12 protein-coding genes are annotated in these 14,883 nt (G+C 49.8%); 4 read left to right on the forward strand and 8 right to left on the reverse strand.

What is annotated here, in order from left to right; genetic code table 11:
• Positions 1-81 precede the first annotated feature (81 nt).
• The gene (gene adk / locus CBR65_RS05450) at positions 82-738 is read right to left on the reverse strand and encodes an adenylate kinase (protein ID WP_087465919.1); all 657 of its coding nucleotides are present in this window, start codon (positions 736-738) and stop codon (positions 82-84) included.
• 314 nt (positions 739-1,052) lie between these two features.
• Here adk and CBR65_RS05455 point away from each other — a divergent pair, with 314 nt between their 5' ends.
• Together CBR65_RS05455 and CBR65_RS05460 are read left to right on the forward strand one after the other, a co-directional pair.
• Positions 1,053-1,382 carry a type 1 pili tip component gene (locus CBR65_RS05455; protein WP_087465920.1) on the forward strand — a complete coding sequence of 110 codons (330 nt, stop codon included), beginning with the start codon at positions 1,053-1,055 and terminating at the stop codon, positions 1,380-1,382.
• Positions 1,383-1,684: 302 nt separating this feature from the next.
• Complete coding sequence (locus CBR65_RS05460; RefSeq protein ID WP_087465921.1) at positions 1,685-2,155, forward strand: Lrp/AsnC family transcriptional regulator; 471 nt, start codon at positions 1,685-1,687, stop codon at positions 2,153-2,155.
• A 60-nt stretch (positions 2,156-2,215) separates the two neighbouring features.
• Here the strand turns inward: CBR65_RS05460 and CBR65_RS05465 are convergent, their stop codons facing one another.
• From CBR65_RS05465 to CBR65_RS05480, 4 genes are all read right to left on the reverse strand, one after another.
• Entirely contained in the window at positions 2,216-3,157 is a 942-nt protein-coding gene (locus tag CBR65_RS05465) for an SMP-30/gluconolactonase/LRE family protein (protein WP_232461360.1), read from the reverse strand.
• A gap of 166 nt (positions 3,158-3,323) precedes the next feature.
• Entirely contained in the window at positions 3,324-3,818 is a 495-nt protein-coding gene (locus CBR65_RS05470; protein WP_087468935.1) for a shikimate kinase, read from the reverse strand.
• 65 nt (positions 3,819-3,883) lie between these two features.
• On the reverse strand, positions 3,884-5,530 hold the full coding sequence (locus CBR65_RS05475) for a methyl-accepting chemotaxis protein (RefSeq protein ID WP_087465922.1): 1,647 nt from the start codon (positions 5,528-5,530) through the stop codon (positions 3,884-3,886).
• Between the two features lie 251 nt (positions 5,531-5,781).
• Positions 5,782-7,245 (reverse strand): NAD-dependent succinate-semialdehyde dehydrogenase, encoded by a 1,464-nt coding sequence (locus CBR65_RS05480; RefSeq protein ID WP_087465923.1) that lies wholly within the window; start codon positions 7,243-7,245, stop codon positions 5,782-5,784.
• Between the two features lie 106 nt (positions 7,246-7,351).
• On the opposite strand from CBR65_RS05480, the gene CBR65_RS05485 reads away from it, so the two are divergent.
• Together CBR65_RS05485 and CBR65_RS05490 are read left to right on the forward strand one after the other, a co-directional pair.
• On the forward strand, positions 7,352-9,523 hold the full coding sequence (locus CBR65_RS05485) for a VacB/RNase II family 3'-5' exoribonuclease (RefSeq protein ID WP_232461362.1): 2,172 nt from the start codon (positions 7,352-7,354) through the stop codon (positions 9,521-9,523).
• A complete protein-coding gene (locus CBR65_RS05490) occupies positions 9,520-9,978 on the forward strand; it encodes an EVE domain-containing protein (RefSeq protein ID WP_087465924.1) in 459 nt (152 codons plus the stop codon). Before CBR65_RS05485 ends, CBR65_RS05490 begins: the two co-directional genes overlap by 4 nt.
• Positions 9,979-10,010: 32 nt before the next feature.
• Here CBR65_RS05490 and CBR65_RS05495 read toward each other — a convergent pair whose 3' ends face one another.
• From CBR65_RS05495 to guaB, 3 genes are all read right to left on the reverse strand, one after another.
• The gene (locus CBR65_RS05495) at positions 10,011-11,558 is read right to left on the reverse strand and encodes a succinylglutamate desuccinylase/aspartoacylase family protein (protein WP_232461363.1); all 1,548 of its coding nucleotides are present in this window, start codon (positions 11,556-11,558) and stop codon (positions 10,011-10,013) included.
• Positions 11,559-11,637: 79 nt separating this feature from the next.
• Positions 11,638-13,215: a glutamine-hydrolyzing GMP synthase gene (guaA, locus tag CBR65_RS05500; RefSeq protein ID WP_087465926.1), complete on the reverse strand. Its 1,578-nt coding sequence runs from the start codon at positions 13,213-13,215 to the stop codon at positions 11,638-11,640.
• Between the two features lie 89 nt (positions 13,216-13,304).
• Entirely contained in the window at positions 13,305-14,780 is a 1,476-nt protein-coding gene (guaB, locus tag CBR65_RS05505) for an IMP dehydrogenase (protein WP_087465927.1), read from the reverse strand.
• Positions 14,781-14,883: the final 103 nt, after the last annotated feature.

Raw genomic sequence — 14,883 nt, forward strand, 5'->3', positions numbered from 1 at the left:
TCTCTCAACATGAGAATATTACGGAAGGCAGAAACAAAACAGGCTCCCGCAGGAGCCTGTTGTTAAGCAGAAAATGAAAAATCAGGGAATTAATACAGAAAATAATTGTTCTCTTATTGAATCTACACTGCCCACACCGGAAATACGCGTATATTTCGGCGCGCTAGTATTCCCTTCATCAGCCAGGCTTTGATAAAAGCCCACCAGAGGTTTGGTTTGTTGGTGATAAACCTGCAAACGTTTACGCACGGTATCTTCCTGATCATCCGGGCGCTGCACCAAGGGCTCGCCAGTTACATCATCCAGGCCTTCACGTTTGGGGGCATTGTGAATCACATGATAAACACGGCCCGAAGCTTCATGAACGCGGCGACCGCTGAGTCGCTCTACAATTTCTTCATCGGGCACATCAATTTCAATGACGTAATCAATATTCACACCTGCATCCAGCAGTGCTTCTGCCTGGGGTATCGTGCGGGGGAAACCATCAAATAAAAACCCATTGGCACAATCACTGGAGCTGATGCGTTCTTTTACCAGCGCAATAATCAGATCATCGGAAACCAGTCCGCCTGCTGCCATAATATCTTTCGCTTGTAATCCGAGTGATGTGCCAGCTTTTACCGCAGCACGCAACATATCTCCGGTAGAGATTTGCGGGATGCCGAACTTCTCCATGATCAGCTTCGCTTGTGTCCCCTTACCCGCGCCCGGCGCACCCAAAAGTATGATTCTCATTACGGATTGCTCCTTAGTATTATGGTCATGCCCGTCGCTCGACTGTCGGCCGGTTCGTCGGCAAACAACTGCAAAAAGGGGCAAACAAAAAAGGCGTTACGATACACGCCCGGCCGGGCAATCACAATATGCCCTGTGACTTCGGTCTCACTCTGAAGTTAAACCTTTGATTTAAATAGATTTTGTTATTTTGACCGGCATCTGGACAACGAGCGCTGTCCAACAGTAAAACGGGCAAGTTTGAGCTATAACTTATAAGAAGCATCAATCAGCGAGATGCTTTTGCAGTTTCACCATACATGAGGTTGTTATTTATGAAAGTCAGCGGACTGGTTCATCAATGGAATCAAACAGCAAGCGGCAAACTAACACCTAATACCTATACGGTGCGCCTCCCGGTTGAAGATGCAGCCAAACTGGCAGCGCTGAGCGAGATGTACCCCAAACGCACACTTGAACAATTGATTACTGATCTTTTATCCGCAGCACTCAGTGACCTGGAAGGTGCCATGCCCTATGTAAAGGGTTCGCGCGTCATCAGTGAAGATGAAATGGGAGATCCTATATATGAAGATTTGGGGCCAACACCTAAATTCCTGGAACTCACCCATAAACACATGACGAGGATTCAGGAAGTTTCCTGATCCGATTCAGCAGGCACTCGATTATCGGGGCCGATATTCTGCAGCCTGTCTTGAGGGGCAGGCTGAACCTGCTCTTTACCTCTTCATTTACCTATCCCTTTTATTTCCCATTCCATGATTTGCTTATCCCGGCACTGAAAATCCCGGTACCGTACCGCGTTTTTTTATCACCGAGCAAATGATAGTGCTATAGCAATTGATCATCGCTAGCACTTGGTCCTACAATAATGATGTTTTAACTAATACCCCAAGAATTTTAGGTGAGAGAACTACATAATCCACAAATAATAGGATAATACTAAATGAAAAACTCTGTGGAACTTGATGAATTTGACCGTAAGATCCTTCGTGCTCTTCAAGAGAACGCGGATTACTCCATGGCCGATCTGGGCAACCTGATTGGTCTTTCCCATACGCCCTGTTGGCGACGACTGAAGCGATTGGAGTCAGAAGGCGTCATTCGCGGAAAGGTCACCTTGCTTGATGCAAGCATGCTGGATTTGAATGTGACCGTGCATGCCCAGGTCACACTCAAGGATCGAACGGAATCTGCGTTTGCAGCATTTGAGGCGGGTCTTATGCCGGTAACCGAAATCACTGAATGCCACGCTACCAGCGGCGATCAGGATTATCTTCTGCAAATTGTGGTTGAAAGCGTTGGGCATTATGAGAGCTTGCTGAAGAAAACCTTGCTGCATTTACCCCATGTCGGCTCCATTCATTCGACGTTTGCATTGCGGCAGGTAAAGTATTCAACGCAACTGCCACTGTAGAAATAGGATGACAATCGCTTAAAAATCAGGGCACACCTGTGCCCTGATCCCATCCGTTTATTATCGCAATTGATATGCGCGACCTGGATTCTCAACACGGAAAGTTTCAATAGCCCCGCGCTCCTGCAATGTGACATACAGGGTTTTGCCATCCTCACCACCAAATGCCACATTGGTAGGTTTCTGACCTTTCAGCTGAATCTCCCGTAATAACTTTCCTGTCGGCGAGACTACCGCTACAACACCCGCACCATAACGCGCAATATACAAATTGCCCTCACTGTCGCAGCGCATTCCATCCAGTCCGTGATCAGCAAATTCAATCAACAGTCGTTTATTGGTCACGCCTCCGTCAGGCAGGAGATCGTAAACCCACACTTTGCGTTGAACACTTTCATTAACGTAAAGATGCTTTTCATCGGTACTGACTTCAACACCGTTGGTGGTGCCCATATTGGCCTCCAACAAGCTGGTCGTGCCATCCTGATCAATGCGCCAGAGTTGACCGGAATTATCTGCCCATTTAGGGTCGCTGGCATACAGCCTACCTGTTGCGCTAATGGCAATGTCATTAGGCTGATTCATCGCAGCATTGTGGGCAAACACAGAAACTGCACGCGTGTTCATATCGATTCGCAACACATTGTGGCCAACATAGTCAGCAACATACATATTGCCGGATCGGTCAAAGCGTATACCATTACCAGTGCTACCCTTCGGCAGCTCAACAAACAGTTCCGCCTGTCCTGATCCATCATCATTCACCGTCACGCGACCAATAGTGCCCTCTCGCGCAAAATTTACCGCGTATAGATGACCATCCGGCCCAATTGCCGGGCCTTCAATGCCTTGCGTAAAGACACCATCCCCCACGTAATCCCGAGCCACATATAAAGCCGTGTGCGGGGATACCGATGACGGTTCAATTTTTGCCGTTTCACATGCCGTAGCCATGACCGACGCTACTGCAATAACCATTGCCCTGGAATATTTTCTTGTCACAGGTTTTACCCCTTATTGGAAGTTTTAATAAACAGCGATGTAAAGCGTAAAGGAGGATAAATCAAAGCGAAGGGAGAAAACAGATGTGGTAGAGGGAAAGGAAAACAAGAAAAGTGAAGTTAAGTAAGTTTCCGGGAGTTTGATACTCCCGTTTCAGTTGAATATTTCACGCATCCATCTCGGCAAAGGCTTCGGCCTCTTCGTAGATAATTTCTTGCAGGATTTGACCCTGCGTTTTGTCTCCACAGGAAATCGTTATGTTCGCAAACTGTTGATACAACGCGCGGCGCTCTTCAAACAGCTCAAGAAAGCTTTGACCAGGTCGCCGCGCAATACCGCGAGTATCAAAATTGTGGATGCGCTGTTGCAGTATGTCCAGCGGTACATCCAGGAAAATCACCGGACCAAAGCTATTAAGGTGTTTCATCCCCGCCTCGCTGTAGACGGCACTGCCACCCGTAGCGATGATGTGGTTGGAGCACTTCACCGACAAGAGAATTTCTTCTTCGATATCACGCAAGTGCTGATAGCCATGTTGGTGCAAAATATCCTGCAACGTCTTTTCTTCGCGCAACTGAATCAAAATATCGGTATCGATAAAATTTTTGGCTAACTCTTTGGCCAGCAAAAGTCCAATGGTGCTTTTGCCCGCGCCCGGCATGCCAATCAAAATCAAATTCGTACTGAAGACGTTCACCGTAACTCCTGATCATTAACCCGCATTCGCTAAACACGGAAATTCCCCAGCAACTGCCGCAAACTGGAAGACAACTGATTAAGCCGCTGACTGGCGTTGGCCGTCTTGGTGGCATCTTCCGATGTGGTCATGGCAAGTTGGTTAATCTCCACCAGATTTTTATCAATCTCTGCTGTTACTGTGCTTTGTTCTTCTGCTGCCGTCGCAATCTGAATTGCCATATTGGTAATATTCTGCACCGCGGAACCGATACCAGCCAGAGATTCCCCAGCCTCGCTGGCAGACCCCACGGCCTCGTTGGTCATCGCCGTACTGGCATTCATCGCCTCTACCGCACGCTGCACACCACTCTGCAATTGGCTCAACATGCCCTGGATATCTTCTGTGGACTTTTGCGTGCGGCTGGCCAGTGTTCGCACTTCATCCGCCACCACGGCAAAACCCCTGCCCTGTTCTCCGGCGCGCGCTGCCTCAATGGCGGCGTTAAGCGCAAGCAAATTAGTTTGCTCCGCAATACCGCGAATTACATCAATCACGGAGGTAACATTTTTTGCTTCGCCCTCCAGACGCACCATGATATCGGCAGTCTGGCTGATCCTGCTTGAAAGTCCCTGCACCCGTTCCACAGCGAGATGAATACGCTCCTGCCCCTGATCGGTAATCTGGTTAGCATTTTTTGCATTCTGCGCGGTATTCCCGGTGTTGCGTGCGACCTCCTGAATGGCAACCGTCAACTCATTCACGGCGGCAACAACCATCGTAATCGCGTGACATTGTTCATCCGCTGCTTTTTGACTGCTGCTGGAAACTTCCAGCAAGGTTTCAGCGGAACCGGATACATCGTCAGTGTTGTGGCGTATATCGGTAATCAGGCTTTGCAGCTTTTCCATAAAGCGATTGACATGACCTGCCAGCTGACCCAGCTCATCTTCACGGTCAATATTGATGCGGATGGTCAGGTCGCCATCACCTTGTGCAATATTCTGGATACGATCACTGATCATGCGCAAAGGCACGGTGACAACAAGGGGTAAAAACCAGGCGGCGGCCAAGGCTACCAATGTGCCTATAACAACCAGAAGCATCAACTTAGAAGCAATAAAATCACGTTCTTCGTCGATCTCAATTGTGAAATTATCGACGTGTTTCAAGCGGCGCTCGCCGACCACATCAATAAAATTGCGCAGCGTCGAATAAGCCTCAAAACCTTCGCCGAAGGAACGTTCAAGTTGTGCCTCTCGCTCCATTGGATCATCAGTATCAGCGCGGCTGACGATGTCATCTGTGATACGTTTCCAGGCTTCCAGATACTGTAAAAATTCGCGCTTTTCCTGATCGGTAGAGGTGTTGGATAACGCAAAGGACTCCAGGATACGATCATGGGTTTGCTGAATATTTTCAGCATGCTCCACAAGCAGCACCTGTCGCTCCTGTGCCGAAAGCCGCCCGACAAATAACGCTCGTTCCGCGGTGAGCGCCTGGTATAAATCCCGATCCGCTTGCATCAACAATTGGATCTCCGGCAGGTTGATCTTGGCAAGCGTCTCTGCGTTATCTGCCAATGTATTGCTGGACCTGACAGAAAAAATGCCCATGTAGAGAAATAACAGGACGAGCAACATTAACGGAATACCCAACTTCCAACGGAAGCTGATGTTCTGATACCAGGCTGTCATCTAAATCACCTTTATAGAATAATTTTTGTTATGGGTATACCACAGACGAACACAATTTAAGCGCCATTAACATCTAGAGTGTAGTACACCTAATGTATAGCGGTTAAAAGTGCATAAAAAATTATTCCAAAAAGCAGAAAAAGCCCATGATTTAAAAGTTTTTCACCATAACAACGATGATGTTAATCAGAATTTTTTTTAACCAAGTGCTCCATTGAGAATAAATATCAATTTTCTGAATGGACGTTCATTTAAGTATCATAGAACCCCTGACATAGATATTTGATATTGAGGTAATCCTCGATCCCCTGTTGAGATCCTTCCCGTCCCATACCGGATTGTTTGACGCCACCAAAGGGCGCCACTTCACTGGAAATGATACCCTCGTTTATGCCAACCATTCCCGTCTCCAGTTGCTCAGCAACCCGCCAGATACGCGCGGGATCGCGAGTATAAAAATAAGCAGCCAAACCAAATTCTGTGTTGTTGGCTAATGTAATAACCTCCTTCTCCGATTGAAATGCAATCAGGGGAGCCACAGGACCAAAAATTTCCTCGCGACATAAACGAGAATCCGGTGCAACTTCCGTCAATACGGTGGGCAGAAAAAACTGTGATTCAGCGGACAAGCGTTGCCCCCCCAATAAAATTTTTGCTCCGCGCTCAACAGCATCCGCCAACAATTCCTCAACCTTTTCAACCGCTGCCGGCGAAATCAGTGGGCCGATATCAACACCATCATCTACGCCATTACCCACCTTCAATTGTTTTACCGCTGCCATTAATTTTTCCGAAAATTTGTTGTAGACGTCAGCGTGAACATAAAAACGATTTGCGCAGACGCAGGTTTGACCAGCGTTGCGAAATTTCGAAGCAATTGCGCCCTTTACAGCCTCATCGAGATCCGCATCTTCAAACACGATAAAGGGTGCGTTACCACCCAGTTCCATGGTCACTTTCTTTACCGTCGAGGCGGCTTGTTCCATCAAGGTTCGACCGACCTGGGTAGAACCGGTGAACGTGATTTTGCGCACCTTGTCATTGGTGCTCAATTCATGGCCAATGGCTTTTGCATCGTCTCCGACCAGGATATTAATCACTCCGGCAGGTATACCCGCCTCGCTCGCCAACGCAGCCAGTGCCAGCGCTGACAACGGTGTTTGCGACGCCGGTTTGGCAACAACGGTGCAACCTGCCGCCAAGGCCGGCGCCAGTTTTCGCGCAAGCATGGCATTGGGGAAATTCCATGGCGTAATAGCCGCGACGACCCCCACAGCTTGCTTGATCGCAAACATACGTTTGTCTATCGATGGGGACATAATCACATCGCCATTCAGCCGTTTGGCCTCTTCAGCAAACCATTCAATATAACTGGCTCCGTAGGCAATCTCGCCACGCGCTTCTGCGAGCGGTTTACCCTGTTCAGAGGTCAGCAAAAGAGCCAGTTCATCCTGATTTTCCATAACTAGATCAAACCAGCGGCGCATCAACTGGCTGCGCTCTTTGCCGGTCTTGGCCTGCCATTCGGGAAATGCTGCCGCGGACGCATCAATTGCGCGTCGGGTTTCAGCAACCCCGGCATTTGCAACATCCAGCAACGAGGAATCATCGACCGGATTCTTTACGGTGAGCGTGCGGCCATCGTCCGCATCACACCAGTGTCCATTGATAAAAAGCTGGTGCTGTAGCAAAACCGGATTAGCGAGGGATAACATAATCTCATCTCCATAACATGCGTTGTAATCCACATTAACATCAAAGGTAACTCTACTGTGACCGGCAAAGCCACAATCAGGTTCGTTGCCTCGATGTGCAAAAAATATGCACCCGGGAATCACCGTTACCGGCCACATTCTCAAAGTCGGCATGGGCGGCGACCTGTTCATGGCAATCGCGTCAAATCCTGTTATCATCAGCGCTTCTTTTCCCTTCATTAGTAATGGTTCCATGCTCAATAAAGATGCCCTGCAACAGCTTTCCCAGCTAAAAAATACCATCCGTGAACAGCGCCAGGTTTATCAAGGTGTTGTACGTGCCACACCCAAGCGCTTCGGGTTTGTCAAACTGGATGACGGACGGGAAGCATTCCTTGATCCCGAACAAATGCAGCGTGTCTTACCGGATGATCGCGTTGAAGTCGAGCTTAAAACCAACGATAAAAATCAGTTGGATGCGCGTCTGGAAAAACTTATCAGCAGTTCGTTGCGCGAGTTTGTGGGTCGATACGTTTGCAAGGGAAACGGCCATTTTGTTGAGCCGGATTTACCCCAGTTTAATCGCTGGTTATTTATTCCCCCCCAGGAACGAAACAAATGCATCGAAGGTGATTTGATTCAATGCGCGGTCATCAAGCATCCATTTAACAATGAAGGTAAAGCGCAAGTTCGTGTTATCCAGCGCATTGGCAGACCGGAAGAGCCAGGCATAGAAAGTCGCTACATTCTCGCCAAATATCAATTACCCGAGCAATGGACCAGTGAAGCACAAAGCCAGGCTACTTCCATCAATTGGGCACCGTTTACCCGCGAGCCGCAACAGCAAGACCTGACACATCTGCCCTTCGTGACCATTGATTCAGAAACCACGCGGGATATGGATGATGCGGTGTATATCGAGCCCAAAAATGATGGCTGGATCGTGTACACCGCAATCGCCGATCCCACGCGTCACATAACGCCTGACAGCCCCCTGGAAAAAGCTGCCCGCGAGCGCGCCAGCACGGTGTACCTGCTCGGTCAAACGATTACCATGCTGCCCACCGAACTTTCTCATGACACCTATTCACTGGTGCCGGAAAAAGAGCGGCCCACCCTGGTTTGTCGCATGCAGGTTAATAGTCAGGGTTCGATTACCCGTTATGAATTTATTGAAGCTGTTATTTGTTCGCGGAATAAGCTCAGCTATCAAAGTGTTTACGAATTACTCGCGCCCGCAGATGCAGTGGAATCTTCAACCGACATACCTGCGGATACGCAGCACATGTTGCAGGAGTTGCATAAATTTGCCCTGGCGCGCATTCAATACCGTGCAGAACACGCGTTGGTCATGGAAGAGCGAGCCGATTATTTTTATATCCTCAACGAACAGAAAAAAATTGAGCGTGTTGAAAAAAGGGATCGCAACATTGCACACCGTGTTGTAGAGGAAGCCATGCTGGCGACCAATATCTGCGCGGGGGAATTATTTTTACAACATCCGGGTTACGGCATTTTTTCCAGCCACGTCGGCTTCCGCGCCGAGCGTCTGGAGGATGCGCTGAGCTTGATCAAAGAGGATAGGCCAGACTTCGAGCCAGGCGATTTAACCCGCCTGGAAAATTTTCAGCGATTGTTCAAAGACCTGCGCCTCAACCCTGAACATCAGGATAAAAACGCCCCCCTATTGGCGATACTGCAACGGTTATTACAAGCTGGCGCACTTTCTTTCGATCCCGTGGGACATTTCGGTTTGGGCTTTCCCGCTTACGCCACCGTGACATCACCAATCCGCCGCTACAATGATCTGTTCAATCATTTCGCCATCAAACGTATTCTGAGTAACCAACCTCCGCTTAACCTTGATGACAAGTTAACAGAACAATTGCAGGAACAATTATCCAAAGGCAGGCAGGCTTGTCGTCAAATCGAGCTATGGTTAATTTGCCAATTTATGACGCAGCATATCGGTAGCGTCCATAGCGGCACTATCACCCAGGTCAACTCGGTGGGTGTCGGTGTTCGTCTGGAAGATTTGGGCGTTGAAGGGTTTGTTATCCTGGCGGATAAAGACAACAACATAAAAACGTCATTGGATGCTCGCCGCTTTTGTCTCACAGCCGGCGATAAAACCTATCGCCTAGATCAGCCAGTTTCTGTCATGGTAGCAGACGTAGATATAGAAAAGCGGCGTATTGGCTTGACCCTGGTCAGCGATGCTATTGCCGAACGTTTAAGCGTGTGGAATGACCTGCCCCCCTCACCGGACCAGCCCGCCTCACAGGAAGAGCAACCATGAAACAATATTGGTTGTTTAAAGCAGAACCTGACGTTTATGGCATTGAGCATTTGGCAGCGGAAAAAAAGCAAACCGGACGCTGGGATGGAATTCGCAATTATCAGGCGCGCAATTTTTTGCGCGACCAGGTAGCCCTGGATGATGAGGTTCTGCTTTACCACAGCCACTGCAAACAGATTGGTGTAGTGGGTACAGCACGCGTTGTGAAAACTGCGTATGCTGATCCGACGCAATTTAATCCCGAGAGTGACTACTACGATCCCAAAGCCAGCCCGGATGCACCGCGCTGGTTTTCTGTCGACATTTGTTTACAGGAAAAATTTCCACGCATCATCTTGCTGGCAGAGATCAAACAACAGCCGCAATTGGCCGAGATGGTATTGCTGAGACAGGGGCGACTGTCGATTCAACCCGTCACCCCGAAAGAATGGAAAACCATTCTGGGTATGCAATAACGCTTGCTTTCAGCTTTCGTCATTGCTGAGCATTAATCCTCAAGACTGTCCTGAGGTTTTGTTGCAGTACTCTCCTGCAAGCCTTCAGCCACCGGCTCTACCTCGGCATCATCACCGTCTTCATCTTCCATTTGACCTTCCTCAATGAGGATAGCTTCCGGCGTTTGAATGCCGATGTGGTAGGCCGCAAAACCGGGCAACACTACCTGATCCAACGCCATACCGAGAATACGCCCGCGATAAGGTGAAACAATTTCGCTACGCGCGTTGGTAATAGGGTCTGTTACCGTACCCAGAACTTCTCCCGGCATTACACGTTTTCCGAGCGGCGCCTGACTGAAAAGAATGCCGCTCTGGTTGGCGCGCACCCAGGTAGATTTGTAGTAAACCGGCGCGGGCTTGTACCACTTGCTCGCTTTGCCGTACATGCCGGTTTTGGTCATCATCACCTGAATGGCTTTCACGCCTTCAGATACCACTTCGCTCTGCATGCGCATAGGTTCGCCAGCCTCCATCGTTACGGAAGGAACGCCGAATCTTACCGCTGCAGCGCGCAAGGAGCCGTAATTGCCGCGACTGTTCAACACGGCGATGGTGCCGAAATTCTGCGCCAGGGCCGCAACTTTTTCATCGGACAAATCCGCGCGTAATTGTGTCAGGTTAGTGCGATGAAATGATCCGGTATGTATGTCAACAAGAGCGTCGCAATGGCGGATAACCTGGGAAAAAAATGAATGGGCAATGCGCGAAGCAGAACTGCCTTTGGTGTTGCCGGGAAAATAACGATTAAGGTCGCGACGATCGGGTAGATAACGGGAATTGCGACGGAACCCCATCAGGTTGACCACCGGTACACCTATCACGGTTCCCGATAATTTATCCGGTTCAAGGTTGTACATAACGCGCCGAATCATTTCGATACCATTAAGCTCATCACCATGAACAGCAGCCGTCAGGCAAAGCGTTTCTCCAGGATTTGCGCCGTTAACAATCAGCACGGGTGTCTGCTCTGCAAAACCGCTGAGTTGCTCTTCCGGCATCCACACCAAACGTGTGGAGGTATTCGGGGGAACTTCGACGCCCAGGATAAATTTAGACAAAATCACGGGCTCTTCTTCGGGTACAACCTCAGCATCGGGCACAGCCTCGGTAGCTGTTGAAGGCGTTGTTTCACTTGTGACAGAGCTGGTATTCGCCGCAGCAGTATCATCCGCAACAGACGATGCTGATGTTTGTTCCGTTAAGTCAGCGGGTAATGAAGATGAAGAGGACGCGGCAACAGCTGACGATGATAACGAAGCTGACGAGGCGGACATTGATGATGAAGATTCCGCTGATGACGCTGCAACCACCTTCGGTGGTTGCAGCTCGGGAATGACCTCACCGAGATTAATACTTTCTGCTTTGGGCAAGGGTTGCGACGGTGCGGATGATGCGGAAGCTTCATCTTCCGCAGCAGAGCGTTCCACCTCAGGCTCAAGATTATTGTCTTGATCGGTTTGCGCGGTTGACAACGCAGAACAAAACAGTGCAGAGAACAACACCAAACGAGCCAGCTGCTTGACGGAACATATTGTCATAAAGAACCGTGTTGCCTCACAGAGAATAGACATTGAGCACCAAAGTGTTCAGGCATAAAATTTCCGGAAATGGCCTGTGTTATTCCCATTCAATCGTTGCCGGCGGTTTGCTCGATACATCGTAGGTAACCCGTGAAATACCGGAGATCTCATTGATGATCCGGTTGGACACTTTTTCCAGCAAATCGTAAGGTAAATGAGCCCAGCGAGCCGTCATAAAATCGACTGTCTCAACCGCGCGCAGCGCCACAACCCATTCATAACGCCGACCGTCTCCAACAACGCCCACAGATTTTACGGGCAAGAATACCGCAAATGCCTGACTGGTTTTGTGATACCAATCTGCTGCGCGCAATTCTTCCAGAAAAATCGCGTCTGCTTCACGCAGAATATCGGCATATTCTTTTTTAACTTCACCAAGGATGCGCACACCCAAACCCGGTCCGGGAAATGGATGGCGATACACCATATCGTAAGGCAATCCCAATTCGAGACCAATTGCGCGCACTTCGTCTTTAAATAATTCACGTAGCGGTTCTACTAATTCAAAAGCCATATCGTCAGGCAGGCCGCCCACGTTATGGTGGGACTTAATGACATGAGCCTTGCCGGTTTTGGCCGCAGCAGATTCAATAACGTCCGGGTAAATTGTGCCTTGCGCGAGCCATTTAACATCCTGCAACCTGGTTGCTTCGGTATCAAACACCTCAATAAATGTGTTGCCGATAACCTTTCGTTTCTTCTCAGGATCATTGACGCCCTGCAACTTGCCTAAAAATAATTCTTCGGCGTCGGCGCGAATGACACGCACGCCCATATTTTTGGCGAACATATCCATGACTTGATCGCCTTCATCTTTGCGCAAAAGTCCATTGTCGACAAAGACGCAGGTCAGTTGGTTCCCGATGGCCTTGTGCAGCAAAGCAGCAACCACTGAGGAGTCTACGCCTCCGGATAACCCCAAGAGTACCTTGTCACTACCGACTTGTTCGCGCACGCGCTTGATGGCGTCTTCAACGATGTTCGCCGGCGTCCACAATGCTTCACAGGCACAGAGATTAAAGATGAAATGTTCGAAGATACGCTTGCCTTGCAAGGTGTGCGTGACTTCAGGATGGAATTGCACACCGAAGAAATTTTTCTCGGCAGAATACATACCGGCAATCGGGCACGAAGGTGTCGATGCCATGACGTTGAAACCGGCCGGTAACTCTTTGACTTTATCGCCGTGGCTCATCCACACATCGAGCAAGGCGCTGCCATCGTGATCAACGTGATCCTTGATGTCTTTAAACAAGATGGCATCACCGTGAACTTTTACCTGGGCATAACCGAATTCGCGCAGGTTGGATGATTCCACTGAACCACCAAGCTGTTCAGCCATGGTCTGCATACCGTAGCAAATACCTAATACGGGTACGCCGTATGAAAAAACGATATCAGGCGCGCGCGGAGATTCGTCCGCTGTCACTGACTCGGGCCCACCCGCCAGGATAATCCCGCGTGGATTGAATTCACGAATCTCGGCTTCGCTCATGTCGTAGGCGCGGATCTCTGAATAAACACCGATCTCACGCACGCGACGAGCAATCAGCTGCGTGTATTGTGAGCCGAAATCAAGAATAAGAATGCGTTGTGCGTGTATATCCTGAGTCATGAAGGTTCCACTGATGAAAGAGTCAAAAACAATTCTGTTGCGGTAAAAATCACTCGGGCGGCCAAGCCGCCCGAATGTCATCCTGTTGTTTAGTGGCCACCGACCGGATAATTCGGTGCCTCTTTGGTTATTTGCACATCGTGTACGTGGCTTTCGCCCATGCCCGCTGCAGTTACCCGGACGAACTCGGGTCTGGTGCGCATCTCGTCGATGTTTTTGCAGCCGGTATAGCCCATGGAAGAACGCAGGCCACCCATCATCTGATGCACAATAACGGTCAATGAACCTTTGTAGGGAACCCGGCCTTCGATACCTTCCGGTACCAGTTTCTCGGCGCCCTGACTGGCATCCTGGAAGTAGCGGTCACTGGAGCCCTGGGTTTTTGCCATAGCGCCCAGAGAGCCCATGCCACGATAAGCTTTGTAAGTCCGCCCCTGAAACAGTTCGACTTCACCGGGCGCTTCTTCGGTACCCGCAAACATGGAACCCATCATGACAGCGTGGGCGCCGGCCACAATGGCTTTGGAAATATCACCGGAATAGCGGATTCCACCGTCTGCAATAACCGGCACGTCGGTGCCTTTTAATGCAGCCACCACATTGGCGATAGCGGATACCTGGGGCACACCCACACCACTTACAATGCGTGTTGTACAAATAGAACCCGGACCGATGCCTACCTTGACCGCGTCAGCGCCTGCTTCTACCAATGCCTTGGCTGCTGCGCCGGTGGCAATATTACCGCCGATAACTTGCACCTGGGGGTATTTGTTTTTGATGCTGCGCACTCGATCCAGCACATTCCTGGAATGACCGTGAGCGGTGTCCACGACCAACACATCCACGCCCGCTTCAACCAACGCCGCAACGCGTTCATCGGTGTCGGGGCTTGTGCCGACACTGGCACCGACACGCAGACGTCCTTCCGGATCTTTACAGGCATTGGGGTAACGTTCGGCTTTGTTGATATCCTTGACGGTGATCAGCCCGCGCAATTCGAATTTTTCATTTACCACCAGTACTTTTTCGATGCGATGCTTGTGCAGTAAGCTGCGGACTTCATCAGCACCAGCGCCTTCCTTAACGGTGACCAGTTGCGCCTTGGGCGTCATGATGCTGGAAACCTGCGCATCCAGATTGCTTTCAAAACGCACATCGCGACCGGTGACAATGCCCACCAAATCACCGTTATCCAGCACGGGCACACCGGAGATATTGTTCTTACGGGTCAGGGCATGCAAATCGCGGATAGTCGCTTTGGAATCAATGGTAATCGGGTCTTTAACAACACCTGCTTCAAATTTCTTGACGGCACGCACTTCCAGCGCTTGCTGTTCTATGCTCATACTCTTGTGAATGATACCGATACCCCCTTCCTGCGCGATGGCAATCGCCAGACGGGCTTCGGTTACGGTATCCATGGCGGCGGAAATCAATGGGATATTGAGCTGAATACCACGGGTCAACTGGGTCTTGAGCGACACGTCTTTCGGGGTGACGTCGGAATAACCGGGCACCAGCAGAACATCATCAAACGTGAGGGCTTCTTCAGCAATTCGCAACATACCAACCAACCTCTGTTCAGAGAGTAAATAAACGCGAAATTATAGCTGTTCAGACGAACAGGGTAAACCGCTGGCTACCAGATGTTGTGTGGTAGCACGGCAT

This window comes from Cellvibrio sp. PSBB006, from assembly GCF_002162135.1.
In the GTDB taxonomy this organism is placed as follows: domain Bacteria; phylum Pseudomonadota; class Gammaproteobacteria; order Pseudomonadales; family Cellvibrionaceae; genus Cellvibrio.

What these genes read in the sequence shown, in the direction of transcription:
- CBR65_RS05460 (WP_087465921.1), top strand. Translation starts at nt 1,685, where the DNA reads ATGAAAAACTCTGTGGAACTTGATGAATTTGACCGTAAGATCCTTCGT.
- CBR65_RS05455 (WP_087465920.1), top strand. Translation starts at nt 1,053, where the DNA reads ATGAAAGTCAGCGGACTGGTTCATCAATGGAATCAAACAGCAAGCGGC.
- CBR65_RS05475 (WP_087465922.1), bottom strand. Translation starts at nt 5,530, where the DNA reads ATGACAGCCTGGTATCAGAACATCAGCTTCCGTTGGAAGTTGGGTATT.
- CBR65_RS05490 (WP_087465924.1), top strand. Translation starts at nt 9,520, where the DNA reads ATGAAACAATATTGGTTGTTTAAAGCAGAACCTGACGTTTATGGCATT.
- CBR65_RS05485 (WP_232461362.1), top strand. Translation starts at nt 7,352, where the DNA reads ATGCACCCGGGAATCACCGTTACCGGCCACATTCTCAAAGTCGGCATG.
- CBR65_RS05470 (WP_087468935.1), bottom strand. Translation starts at nt 3,818, where the DNA reads ATGCCGGGCGCGGGCAAAAGCACCATTGGACTTTTGCTGGCCAAAGAG.
- CBR65_RS05480 (WP_087465923.1), bottom strand. Translation starts at nt 7,245, where the DNA reads ATGTTATCCCTCGCTAATCCGGTTTTGCTACAGCACCAGCTTTTTATC.
- adk (WP_087465919.1), bottom strand. Translation starts at nt 738, where the DNA reads ATGAGAATCATACTTTTGGGTGCGCCGGGCGCGGGTAAGGGGACACAA.
- guaA (WP_087465926.1), bottom strand. Translation starts at nt 13,215, where the DNA reads ATGACTCAGGATATACACGCACAACGCATTCTTATTCTTGATTTCGGC.
- guaB (WP_087465927.1), bottom strand. Translation starts at nt 14,780, where the DNA reads ATGTTGCGAATTGCTGAAGAAGCCCTCACGTTTGATGATGTTCTGCTG.
- CBR65_RS05495 (WP_232461363.1), bottom strand. Translation starts at nt 11,558, where the DNA reads ATGACAATATGTTCCGTCAAGCAGCTGGCTCGTTTGGTGTTGTTCTCT.